This is a genomic window from Paenibacillus sp. FSL R5-0887, from assembly GCF_038002305.1.
Taxonomy (GTDB): domain Bacteria; phylum Bacillota; class Bacilli; order Paenibacillales; family Paenibacillaceae; genus Paenibacillus_AQ; species Paenibacillus_AQ odorifer.
Map to the genome: position 1 here is coordinate 766,048 of NZ_JBBOCE010000001.1, position 12,177 is coordinate 778,224.

At 43.6% G+C, this 12,177-nt stretch carries 10 protein-coding genes; 9 read left to right on the forward strand and 1 reads right to left on the reverse strand.

The window, feature by feature from the left end:
- Positions 1–73 precede the first annotated feature (73 nt).
- From MKY14_RS03430 to MKY14_RS03460, 7 genes are all read left to right on the forward strand, one after another.
- Positions 74–1,411, forward strand: a complete 1,338-nt coding sequence (locus tag MKY14_RS03430; RefSeq protein ID WP_036686225.1) for an extracellular solute-binding protein — start codon at positions 74–76, stop codon at positions 1,409–1,411.
- 143 nt (positions 1,412–1,554) lie between these two features.
- A complete protein-coding gene (locus MKY14_RS03435) occupies positions 1,555–2,475 on the forward strand; it encodes a carbohydrate ABC transporter permease (RefSeq protein ID WP_076105030.1) in 921 nt (306 codons plus the stop codon).
- A gap of 3 nt (positions 2,476–2,478) precedes the next feature.
- On the forward strand, positions 2,479–3,318 hold the full coding sequence (locus MKY14_RS03440; RefSeq protein ID WP_038570347.1) for a carbohydrate ABC transporter permease: 840 nt from the start codon (positions 2,479–2,481) through the stop codon (positions 3,316–3,318).
- Positions 3,319–3,375: 57 nt separating this feature from the next.
- Positions 3,376–4,488 (forward strand): rhamnogalacturonan acetylesterase, encoded by a 1,113-nt coding sequence (locus MKY14_RS03445; RefSeq protein ID WP_076280812.1) that lies wholly within the window; start codon positions 3,376–3,378, stop codon positions 4,486–4,488.
- Positions 4,489–4,600: 112 nt separating this feature from the next.
- Positions 4,601–5,392 (forward strand): SDR family oxidoreductase, encoded by a 792-nt coding sequence (locus MKY14_RS03450; protein WP_076105002.1) that lies wholly within the window; start codon positions 4,601–4,603, stop codon positions 5,390–5,392.
- A gap of 181 nt (positions 5,393–5,573) precedes the next feature.
- Positions 5,574–6,290 carry an MgtC/SapB family protein gene (locus MKY14_RS03455; RefSeq protein ID WP_036686231.1) on the forward strand — a complete coding sequence of 239 codons (717 nt, stop codon included), beginning with the start codon at positions 5,574–5,576 and terminating at the stop codon, positions 6,288–6,290.
- A gap of 84 nt (positions 6,291–6,374) precedes the next feature.
- Positions 6,375–7,364 carry an aldose 1-epimerase gene (locus tag MKY14_RS03460; RefSeq protein ID WP_076125895.1) on the forward strand — a complete coding sequence of 330 codons (990 nt, stop codon included), beginning with the start codon at positions 6,375–6,377 and terminating at the stop codon, positions 7,362–7,364.
- A gap of 79 nt (positions 7,365–7,443) precedes the next feature.
- On the opposite strand, the gene thrS is transcribed toward MKY14_RS03460, so the two are convergent.
- Complete coding sequence (gene thrS, locus MKY14_RS03465) at positions 7,444–9,357, reverse strand: threonine--tRNA ligase (protein ID WP_076125897.1); 1,914 nt, start codon at positions 9,355–9,357, stop codon at positions 7,444–7,446.
- A gap of 473 nt (positions 9,358–9,830) precedes the next feature.
- On the opposite strand from thrS, the gene MKY14_RS03470 reads away from it, so the two are divergent.
- Positions 9,831–10,499 carry a TraX family protein gene (locus MKY14_RS03470; protein ID WP_076125898.1) on the forward strand — a complete coding sequence of 223 codons (669 nt, stop codon included), beginning with the start codon at positions 9,831–9,833 and terminating at the stop codon, positions 10,497–10,499.
- Between the two features lie 92 nt (positions 10,500–10,591).
- Positions 10,592–12,109 (forward strand): copper amine oxidase N-terminal domain-containing protein, encoded by a 1,518-nt coding sequence (locus MKY14_RS03475; RefSeq protein ID WP_076125900.1) that lies wholly within the window; start codon positions 10,592–10,594, stop codon positions 12,107–12,109.
- Positions 12,110–12,177: the final 68 nt, after the last annotated feature.

Genomic DNA, 12,177 nt, shown 5'->3' on the forward strand with positions numbered 1-12,177 from the left:
TTGAGAAAATTTAACCAATGAAAGCGCTACCTAAAGGGATCAGAGCCTTTACACTATCATAGGAAAAGGGGACATGAAATTGAAAAAGAGATTCGCTTTACTAGCCGTACCATTATTGCTGTCGTCGATGTTAGCTGGTTGCGGTGGAGGTAACAACAATAACAATGCTGCTGCTACGGATTCCGCTACAAATACTCCTTCGGAGACGAAACCTGCGGCCACGACCTCAGCAGAACCAGTAACCCTGCGTATCGCATGGTGGGGTGGAGATACAAGACATTCTTATACACAACAAGTTATTGATATGTATGAAGCCAAATATCCGAATGTAACCATTGAGCCTGAATATGCATCCTTTGATGATTACTGGAAAAAGCTTGCTCCGCAAGCTGCTGCAAATAGACTTCCTGATATCGTTCAAATGGATATTTCCTATATTAATCAATATGGATCTAACGGACAGCTCGAAGATTTGAAACCTTATTTGAACTCTCAGATTCAAGTCGGCGATGTGAATGAGAACGTGCTGAGTACTGGAGTGATCGGTGAGAAGCAATACGGAATTCCGTTAGGGGTTAACGTACTTGGTTTTCAATATGATCCAGAATTGCTGAAAAAGGCAGGTGTTGATTCTATCCCAGAGAACTGGACTTGGGATCAATACAAGGAAATCGCCGCAAAAGCTAAGTCGGCTGGACTGTATATGGACGGTTCCATGGCAGCAGACGTGTTCTTCAACTATTATCTGCGTACAAAAGGGCTGGCACTCTATAACAATGATGGTTCCGCACTTGGTTATGAGGACGATGCGTTGTTCACTGACTTTTTCGGAATGTTGTCTGGTTTGATTAAAGATGGAGCGGTCCCATCACAAGACAAACTGAGCCAAAATAAAGGGGTTATTGAAGAGTCGGATATTGTTAAAGGGACAGGTATCGGTGTATGGCAATGGTCGAACCAATACGTTGCTTTGCAAATCGCTGTAAATCGTCCTATGGAGCTGGCACAAATGCCTGGTCCAGATATGGATAAAGGGCTTTACATGCAGCCAAGTATGTACTGGTCAATTACTTCTAACTCTAAAGTGAAGGAAGAAGCAGCGAAGTTCGTTGATTTCTGGATTAATGATGTGGAAGCTAACAACCTGATCAAAGGCGAACGCGGAGTACCGATTTCAAGCAAAATCAAAGAATCTGTAGCTACACAATTAACTGATTCCGGTAAGCAAGTATTTAAGTTTGTTGCTGACATGGAGCCTACTACTTCACCTATGAGTCCACCGGTTGGATCACCAGAGGTTGTAGCCCTGCTTACAGACCTTGCTGAACAAATGAACTTCGGGAAAATCGATCCAGCAGCAGCAGCGGCACAGTTCCGAAAAGAAGCGAACTCTATTCTTTCCAGCCGTTAATCGTAGGGTAACAGATAACTATACTGCGTCTCACATGGGAAACGGCATGCCATTTCGCTAGGCGGCATCCCGTTTCCCATATTATTCACATAAAAAGGAGTTGGAGACCCTTGGCATTAACGAATCCCCTACCTTCGAATCCATTGGCTGTTAAGAAAAAGAACCTCACCGGCCGGCGGTTACGAAGCAACCTTACAGGATATGCCTTCATCAGTCCGTTCGTCATTGGCTTCCTTTGCTTCACACTGATCCCGATGATCATTTCGCTGTATCTTTCTTTTACCAAATACAATTTATTCGCTCCACCTAAGTGGATTGGATTTGATAATTACATCAAAATGTTCTCAAATGACCCGAAATATTTGCATTCACTAAAGGTAACGCTGCTTTACGTATTTATCGGTGTGCCTTTACGTCTAACCTTCGCATTATTTGTGGCCATGATTCTAAATACGAAATCACGTATGGTAGGAGCCTATCGGACAACTTATTATTTACCTTCTATTATAGGGGGTAGTGTGGCGGTTTCCATCATGTGGCGTAATATTTTTAGTGATACTGGAATTATTAACGGCATGCTTGGCTTTTTCGGAATTGGACCGGTAAGTTGGTTTGGTAATCCGAACGCTGCGCTTATCATGTTGATAACTCTATCTGTGTGGCAGTTTGGCTCATCCATGTTGATCTTTCTTGCAGGTCTTAAAAATATTCCTGGTGAAATGTATGAGGCAGCTAGTGTAGATGGAGCCGGATTCTTCAGAAAGTTCTTCAAGATTACTATGCCACTCTTAAGTTCAGTGATTCTGTTTAATCTAGTTATGCAGACGATCAGCGCATTTATGACCTTTGTTCCAGCTTATATTATCTCTAAAGGTGAAGGCGGACCTATGGACGGCACTATGTTGTATTCTCTCTATTTATTCCGTCAGGCCTTTATGTTTAATAATATGGGTTATGCTTCGGCTATGGCTTGGGTAATGTTGTTGCTTGTCGGCATCATGACCGGAATCTTGTTCAAGACATCCAAATCGTGGGTCTTCTACGAGTCGGAAGGAGGAAAATAATCCATGGCGAAAATTAAACTGAAATGGCCGCTTTATCACATCCTTATAGGTGGCCTCGCTATCGTTATGCTGTATCCGATTCTGTGGATGATCATGAGTTCTTTTAAAGAGAGCCGGCTTGTGTTTGTTACAGCGCAGCACCTTATACCTGATCCATGGGAATGGGGGAACTATGCTAAAGGCTGGGAAGGTATTGCAGGTTACTCCTTTGGTGTCTTCATCAAGAACTCTTTTGTAATTGTTATTGTCGCAACACTGGGCGCAGTCATTTCATCTTCACTGGTTGCCTTCGGTTTTGCCCGCAATAAATTTGTAGGCCATGGCTTATGGTTCGGAATCATGATGATGACCCTGATGCTTCCTTCCGATGTGGTGCTCGTCCCTCAATACATTATCTATGCCAAATTGGAATGGCTCGACAGTATCAAACCGATCGTTGTTCCACAGTTCTTCGGTGTCCCGTTTTTCATTTTCCTAATGCTGCAGTTTATTCGGACCATTCCTGTTGAACTTGATGAAGCGGCTACCATCGATGGTTGTGGGAAATTTGGACTTTATTTCAGAATTATACTTCCACTCATTCGTCCTTCTATGGCTACTGCGGCGATCTTCTCCTTCTATTGGCGCTGGGAAGACCTGCTTGGACCGGTATTGTACTTGAACTCACCTTCTAAATATACAGTTTCGATGGGGCTTAAAATGTTCCTGGACAGTGAGTCCGTATCCAACTGGGGTCCAATGTTCGCCATGTCTGTTCTAAGTTTGGCACCAGTCATGATTATCTTCTTTATCTTCCAAAAGCAGATTGTAGAAGGAATCAGCACCAGTGGTTTGAAAGGTTGATTTCAGCAAACGAATATAAATGTTTTAAATCTCTAATTAAGAAAGGTGCGGCTGAATTTGGATAGCTATCGTTTTGATTTTGGGATTAAGGAAGCTGAGCCTGGCTACACCAAAATTCGGCCGGACACATCTTATTCTAAGGAAATAGGGTATGGTTTCACTTCTGATTCCTCAGTCTTTGGTCGTTTCAGAGGGGGAACAGATATACTGCGAAGCGATTGCTGCATCCCACAGAAAGCAGTTTTTCTTCTGGATCTCCCGAATGGGATCTACCGTGTTACGCTGCTGTTGGGTGATGCTCTGGCAGATACCAGCACATTTATCAAAGCTGGAGAAGGCAAGTTCGTATTGGACACGCTAAATGTGCCTGCGGGCCAATATTTGCGCGAATCCTTTGCAATTAGGGTTAAGGATGGGCAGCTAAAGCTATCGTTCTCGGGTGCGGCACCGCGTATTAACGCCTTGGACATTCAGATGGACAATGAAGCGTTAGTCTTATTTCTGGCGGGAGATTCCACGGTGACCGATCAAGGGGAAGAAGGTTACCCCTATGCGGGGTGGGGCCAACTGCTGCCACGCTGCTTCAAAGCCGGAATAGCTGTAGATAACCGAGCACTTTCTGGACGCAGTTCCAAGAGTTTTATTGAGGAAGGGCATTTGGAGGGCATTGCCGCAGATATCAGACCCAGAGATTATCTGTTCATCCAGTTTGGACATAATGATTCCAAAACTGATGATTTAAGACATACCGAGCCCTTTACTACATATAAAGAACATTTGCTCCGGTTGATTACAGTCGCCCGAGAAGCGGGGGCCTATCCGGTTCTTGTGAGCTCTGTACATCGGCGAAGATTTGATAGTGAAGAAGCAATTGTAGACACGCATGGAGATTATTTAATCGCCATGCGGGAACTCGCAGATACCGAGCAGGTTCCACTGATTGATTTAGCCGAGAAGAGCCGCAAGCTCTTTGAAGCTTATGGCTCAGAGGGCTCAAAAGATTTATTCATGTGGAGCTATCCAGGAGAATTTATTGCGCATCCAGGTGGGGTGCAGGATAATACACATTTTCAGATTTTAGGGGCTCGTCTTCTAGCTGAGCTTATAGTGGAAGGGATCCGGGAAGTTGGATTAAACGATCTCATCATTCATCTTCGTCAGGGAGAATAATAATCCTAAAGGAAAAGTAAATATCTGTCGGTTCAACTTCTGTATGCAAGGTTAAGGTTAAGGAAAGAACTTAACTGGAAGACTTGCATGATAAGAAGGAGGATATCACGATATGGCAGATAAAAAGCTTGTAGGTAAGGTTGCAGTTGTAACCGGAGGCGGCTCAGGAATTGGCCGGGCAACCGTGCTTGAGTTCGCACGTAACGGAGCCAAAGTTGTATTATTGGACAGAACTGTAGAAAATGCTGAAAAGGTTAGACAGCAAGTGGAGAAAGAAGGCGGAGAAGCCCTAGTTATCGAATGTGATGTTGCTGAACCACCACAAGTGGAAGCGGCGATAAATAAGGCGGCCGCGAAATGGGGTCGTCTTGATGTTGTTTTTGCCAACGCAGGGATTAATGGGGCGATGACGCCTATTGAAACGATGGATATTGAAGCTTGGGATCAGACCATTCATATTAACCTGCGTGGAACCTTCGCGACTGTTAAATATGCGATACCGCATCTAAAAGAAAGCGGAGGCAGCATCCTGATCAACAGCTCCATTAACGGAAATCGTGTATTTTCTAATGTTGGTTTTTCTGCTTACAGTACGACAAAGGCAGGACAGGTTGCTTTTATGAAAATGGCGGCACTGGAACTGGCTCAATTTCAAATCCGCGTAAATGCGATCTGTCCTGGGGCTATAAAGACCAATATAGATGACAACACTTTTCCATCAGAGGATCTGAAAGAAGTGAAAATCCCAGTAGAATTTCCTGAGGGAGATCAACCGTTGGAAGAAGGTCCGGGGCGACCTGATCAAGTAGCGAAGCTGGCGCTGTTTCTGGCGTCTGAAGATTCAGATCATATTACGGGGACGGAAATTTATTGTGACGGTGCAGAGTCGCTTCTGCATGGTTAGTTTTTCAACATAATCTTGGCCTCTCATAACGGATTCCATCCTCGTCGCTATGCCGGACCACACGGGTCGAAAGAGCATATGCGCTGAGGATGGTTATGCCGTTTTTTGTTGTAAAATAAAGCTAATCATTATCTCCAATTTCCGTTATAATGGAGTATCTCTGGAGAAAGGAGATTGCGATATGGATTTTCAATTGGAATCATTAATGAAGTTACTAGTGGCCATGCTGTTCGGGCTGTTCATCGGGATTGACCGACAGATCAAGCAGAAACCGCTGGGGATACGGACCAGTATGGTCATAAGCATTGCGAGCTGTCTTGTCACAGTGGTGTCTATCCATGCCTTTGATAAGTTCGCAGGACCAGAGCATCCCAACATGGACCCAATGCGGCTTGCGGCTCAGATTGTCAGCGGGATTGGTTTTTTGGGTGCGGGTGTTATTCTGCGTAGAGGCGGAGATGCCATTTCGGGCCTTACTTCGGCAGCACTCATCTGGACAGCTTCTGGAATTGGTATAGCTGTGGGTGCGGGATTCTATATTGAGGCAGCATATGCGGTTATTCTGCTGATGTTTGCTGTGAATTTAGTTCCTCATTTAATCCGTTCGCTAGGACCAGAAGTACTGAATAAACATGAAGTTTCAGTGAGGATCATTATGGAAGCTAATTTTGTGCTTACAGAAGTGATCCAAAAAATCGAGCGGCCTCAGGTCAGCTCGCAGCGCAGTACTAGAGGTCCATCCCGAGCGATTCGAAGAATGAAAATTAAAGATTTGGAAGATGGCAGACAAATGATCGATATGGTGATCTCAGCACCGGATCGGGATTACGCAACAGAAATCTATTACGATGTGAAGAAAATTGAACATGTAATGAGCGTAGAAGTGGAGCAATTGTAAAAAGAGCATGTCACCTCATGACTAGATGTGGTAATCTATCAAGTGGAGACAATTATCAGACACTGGAAGGGAGAACAATATATTATGTCAATCACAGCGTATGAAGGACAATATGAAGGAGAAGCAGCTATCTGGTTGAAAGCCGGTCGTTATGAGGCAGCTATTCTGCCAGGCATTGGCGGCAACCTGATCTGTTTCCGTGATACCGAAAACGGATATCGCTTCCTGCATGAGCCTGGAGCTGAAGAGATGGAAGCCTTTAAGGCAAGTCCGGGGATTCACGGAATTCCTGTATTATTTCCTCCAAATCGTTATGAGGATGGTAAATTTCCATGGAATGGTCAAACTTATCAATTCCCAGTAAATGAAGTTGCAACGGGCAACCATTTACACGGATTTTTACATACTGCAGCTTGGGAAGTCGAAGAATTTGGCAGCGGTAAGACTGAAAGCTTCGTAACCGTATTCATCAAGGTGGATGAGAATCATCCTTCTTATCAGTATTTGCCACATAAGTATACGATCAAATTGCGTTATACCCTCGGCGAAGGAGGATTATCTCAACAGGTGCTGGTACACAATGATGGAGAAGATGTGATGCCTTGCTTGCTGGCATTCCACACTGCAATTAACGCACCTTTCGCACCAGAAAGCAGTGCACAAGATTACCGCGTAAAAGCTACTATTGGCGAGCGCTGGGAGCTCAACGACCGCATGCTGCCAACAGGCAAATTCCAGGCGTTGGAGCCAGGAGAAGTTCAGCTTCGTGAAGAAGGTGTGAATCCATATTTTGCATCGATGGACAATCACTACACGGCTGTACCTCAGAACGGACGCAACCGGATGGAGCTTACTGATAGCAAAGCCGGAGTAACCTTGGTGTACGATGTAGGGACTTCGTACAAACAATGGATGATCTGGAATAATGGTGCTACAGAACAGTTCTTCTGCCCTGAGCCACAAATTAACTTGGTGAATGCGCCAATGGTAGATCTTCCTGCTGATGAAATCGGCTTGTTCAGCCTGAAACCAGGCGAATATTGGGAAGAAAGCAGCCGCCTGTACGTAAAATAGAGTTCAGTTGACATGAATAGGTTATAAAGAAGGGGCTGTCTCAAACGTAGTTTTTCTACGATTAGACAGCCCCTTAAATTTATCTCTTACTAATAATCTCTTCATTAATCTGTTCAATGATGTCTTGGATACTCTTCGAACCAAGATCACCTTCACCACGTTTTCTTACAGAGACAGTGTCGGAATTTTTTTCGTTCTCTCCAAGTACGAGCATGTAAGGTGCTTTTTCAAGCTGAGCTTCACGAATTTTGTAGCCTAACTTCTCATTTCGGATATCTACTTCGACACGAATGCCAGCCTTCTCCATGTGATGCTTCACTTGCAGTGCATAGTCAACATAGTTCTCAGAGACTGGCAATAACTTCGCATGAACAGGTGCAAGCCACAGTGGGAAAGCCCCAGCGAAATGTTCAGTAATAATCCCCATAAAACGATCGATCGACCCATAAACAGCGCGATGGATTACGACCGGGCGATGTTTAAGATTATCTTCCCCGATGTAAGTAAGATCGAATTTCTCTGGCATTTGCCAATCTAGTTGGATTGTTCCACATTGCCAGCTACGTTTTAGCGCATCTAAGATATGGAAATCAATCTTAGGTCCATAGAACGCGCCATCCCCTTCATTCACACGATATTCGATCCCGAGATTGTCTAATACATTTTGTAAAGATTGTTCAGCCTGATCCCATAATTCTTCAGATCCCATATAATCTGCCGGCCGAGTTGACAATTCAATCTTATACTCAAAGCCGAACACTTGATAAATATGGTCAATCAGTGAGATTACCCGTCTTATTTCATCCTCAATTTGCTCTGGCAAAACGAAGAGGTGAGCATCATCCTGGCAGAAAGTGCGGACTCTCATCATCCCGTTCAGTGCTCCGGAATATTCATGGCGATGCACTTGACCGAATTCCGAGATACGGATAGGCAGTTCCCGGTAGGAATGCAGATTATTTTTGAAAATTAGCATATGCCCAGGGCAGTTCATCGGCTTAAGGGCAAATTTTGTTTCATCTACATCTGTGAAATACATATTGTCCTTGTAGTGATCCCAGTGTCCTGACTGCTCCCAAAGCCGATTGTTCATCATCAGCGGTGTACGAACTTCATCGTAATCTCTCTGTCTTTGTAATTCCCGGGCAAAGTTCTCAAGCTCTGTACGGATTGTCATTCCCTTGGGAAGATAGAAGGGCATGCCTGGAGCTTCTTCAGAGAACATGAACAACTCAAGTTCTTTGCCAAGCTTACGGTGGTCACGTTTTTTAGCTTCTTCAAGAAACAGTAAATGTTCCTCTAACTGCGCTTTTTTAGGAAAGGCAGTTCCATAAATACGTTGCAGCATTTTGTTATTGGAATCTCCACGCCAGTAGGCACCCGCTACATTCAACAGCTTAAAGGCTTTGACCAAGCCAGTAGAGGGAAGATGTGGCCCACGGCAAAGATCGGAGAATTCACCTTGATCATAAATAGTTAATACTGTGTCTTCCGGCAGATCATGAATAAGCTCCAGCTTTAAAGGCTCATTCAGCTCTTCAAAAAGTTTAATGGCCTCTGCGCGGCTCACCACACGGCGGACAATCTGGTGATTCTCTTGGATGATTTTCGCCATTTCTTGTTCGATTGCAGCAAGATCATCAGTGGATAGAGGTTTCTCAATATCAATGTCATAGTAGAAGCCGTCTTCGATAACAGGACCTATGCCTAGCTGGACAGCTTTATCTCCATATATACGTTTTATGGCCTGCGCCATGATATGTGCAGTACTGTGTCTATAAACCTCAAGACCGTCTTTGCTATCCAACGTAACAATATCGAGCCGGCAATCATGTTCGATCGCTTGGTTTAGATCAACAGATTTTCCATCAATTTTTCCAGCTACAGCATTTTTTTTCAGACTGGTACTTATGGCACCTGCTGCTTCTTTAATCGTTGTTCCTTGCAGTACCTCTCTAATTGTTCCATCTTGCAGTGTTACCTTGATCTTCATGATTTTAGCCTCCATTTCTCAAATATTGTTAGTTGTGAACGCAAAAAAACGCATCTCTCCCAGAAAGGGACGAGTGCGTTCAGCTCGTGGTTCCACCCTAATTCGACCTGTCATATAGACAGGACCTCATTGGTATCCGATATCGGGGATAAATCGGTGCCGCATACTACCGAAAAAACAAAGTTCTACGGATTCAGCGCCACGGCTACAAAGGGGTAACTTCACAACCGGTAACTGGAGAAGCTTGCAGCCTGGACTTCTCTCTCTGGACAGTTCGTGTAGGAAATCATGTCTTTGATCATTGCCATATTCTGTTGCTAGTTAATATTACTCAATAGTATTCGATAAAGTCAAGGGGGGAGGTGCACAGAAATCGGATGATCGTTTCTCCGCGGTCTTCATTTGCTTATTGGTAAAGGAAATGAGGATGGACTTGGCGAATTTATATTTCAACATGCTTAAGGGGGATTGTAATGCAGATTATTGCCATGCTGACGATGCTAATCGACCATATTGGCTATATCTTTTTCCCGGAGAATCTTGCTTGGAGATATGTAGGGAGAATAGCTTTTCCGATTTATTGTTATGGGCTTGTTCAGGGACATATCCATACTTCATCCAGACCTAAATATTTATTTCGGTTGCTCTTGATTGCGATTATTGCCCAGATTCCCTATAATCTAGCGCTAAATTCTGGTGGCTGGAACGTGGTGTTTACGTTATTGCTGTCAGCAATCGTACTGGTAATTTTGGACAAGCTGCCTTCACTATGGCTTGGTATACCTGTGGTAATTGCTGCTATAGTGTTAATGGATTATTACCCTATAGATTATAATGCGTACGGTTTGCTCTTAGTATTGATTTTTCGTTATACGAAATCGTACTGGCTTGTTGGAGCCCATCTGGCACTGAATCTTTTCTATATGTTTTATAATTATTGGGTTGTACAGATGCTCAGTATTTTACCTACCTTGCTGATTGCTTTTACGCCTTTAATTTGGGATCGCTTGGAGCGGCACCGGGTTCCGCGCTGGATGTGGTGGTCATTTTATCCTGCACATTTACTGATGTTGGCGATAGTTAAGGCTGTAATTTACAAGGATTGGGCTCAGATCGAATGGCGAAGTTTGTTGAATATCTAAACATTTTACAATAAAAGGAACTTTGATTTACAAAACTTACCTTAGCTGAGATAATGGATTGATTTCACAAAATAAGATGAAGGAGACATGCTATGAGTAGAGTTAAAGCGAAATTGAAGTGGTTTTTGCCTTTTGTCGCACTGATGCTAGTTCTTGCCGGCTGTCAGTCGGTAGGGGGGTTCGATGTTAATAAGGCGTTGATTGGGGATGTTGATGTTAAATCATCAGAATCCAGTATGACTTTTTCCATGAATGCTGAGCCCATAGAGGGAATTAGCGCGGAAGATAAGGAAATGGTTGATCTTATTAATTCTTTTTCCTTGAATATTAGTAAAGCTAAGTTACAAGATAATGGGAGTTTATCGGCCCAAGGAACTGTTGGTTATAAACAATTGAATATTCCATTCACCTTGTTTATGGACAAACAAACACTTGCTTTTACAGTTGAAGGAGCAAAACAACCGTTCTACTTCCCTGTACAAGGATACGATGAAATCTTAGGTGAAGTAGGCTTGGATACGGCAAAAGCTGAAGATGTCAGTAAGCTGTTGACGAAATTCGTTGTTAAGAATCTTCCAAATCCTGGCGTAATCAACATTACACCGGTTAGTGATGCTGTGTATGGTGAGCAGTTGAACATGACGAAGCTGCATGCAGAAGTGACTGGTGATGAGCTTCCTGCATTGTTAAAAGGCTTCCTGAAGTCTGTTTCCAAAGACACAGAAGGTTTTACTGAATTGGTGGGTGGTCTTTACGACTATCTGTACCCTGTGATCAAAGCTATGGATGAAGACGGTTCTGGCGATATTTTCAATCTGGGATTCGGAGATATTCCACTGGATGATAAAGAAGCTGTCGTAACTGTATTGCATGATGCTGCCAAATTGGCTGTTGATGCATTGCTGCTAGTATATGACAATCAAGTGGACAGTCTTTACAAATCAACTCCTGAGATGAAGACCGTGTTGAGTAAGGATACGAAGTTATCTGTTGATATTTTCGTTGATAGTGCTCTGCATGTGCGTAAACAGAATGTTGATCTGAAAGTGGCGCTTCCGGGTACCGAGGATTTCCCATTGAAGAGCCTCTCGCTTAAAGCTTCCAGTCAGATTTGGAACATTGGCGGTGCTGTAACCGCTGATCCAATCAGCACTGAAGGTGCACTTGATATTTCTTCCGGACTTACACCTGGAGAGACTTTGAGAAACTTTGCCCCAGATTCTGATGTATATCGTATATTGAAGGATGATCTGGGCATTACGAAGAGAACCATTGTTATCGAACCTGATGACGAATATTATTACCCGATTGTAGACAAGAACACTACTTATATCCCACTGCGTTATTTGGCAGAAGATTTAGATGCTACTGTAGAATGGGATACGGCCAATCGTGCAATTAACGTTACTGATGGTGTGTACGGAGATAAACTGGTATTCAAAATCGGTTCTTCCGAAGCCTTGATTAACGGCACGGCTGTAAAGCTTGCCCAACCTGTATTTGTTGACGAGTATGGCGATGCATATGTATCCTTGCGTCTGCTTGCTGAAGCGCTTCATGCTACTGTGTCGGTAGATGAAGATGGTTGGATTACTATTGTACGGAAATAGTTGTATCTTAACGATTAATTAACACAATAAACCCAGCTTCCATCTGACGCATAAATGCAGGTGGAGGC

Bases quoted from the DNA above. Each gene is read 5' to 3' on its own strand.
- MKY14_RS03430 (WP_036686225.1), top strand. From the start codon at position 74: ATGAAATTGAAAAAGAGATTCGCTTTACTAGCCGTACCATTATTGCTG.
- MKY14_RS03440 (WP_038570347.1), top strand. From the start codon at position 2,479: ATGGCGAAAATTAAACTGAAATGGCCGCTTTATCACATCCTTATAGGT.
- MKY14_RS03450 (WP_076105002.1), top strand. From the start codon at position 4,601: ATGGCAGATAAAAAGCTTGTAGGTAAGGTTGCAGTTGTAACCGGAGGC.
- MKY14_RS03455 (WP_036686231.1), top strand. From the start codon at position 5,574: ATGGATTTTCAATTGGAATCATTAATGAAGTTACTAGTGGCCATGCTG.
- MKY14_RS03460 (WP_076125895.1), top strand. From the start codon at position 6,375: ATGTCAATCACAGCGTATGAAGGACAATATGAAGGAGAAGCAGCTATC.
- thrS (WP_076125897.1), bottom strand. From the start codon at position 9,357: ATGAAGATCAAGGTAACACTGCAAGATGGAACAATTAGAGAGGTACTG.
- MKY14_RS03470 (WP_076125898.1), top strand. From the start codon at position 9,831: ATGCAGATTATTGCCATGCTGACGATGCTAATCGACCATATTGGCTAT.
- MKY14_RS03475 (WP_076125900.1), top strand. From the start codon at position 10,592: ATGAGTAGAGTTAAAGCGAAATTGAAGTGGTTTTTGCCTTTTGTCGCA.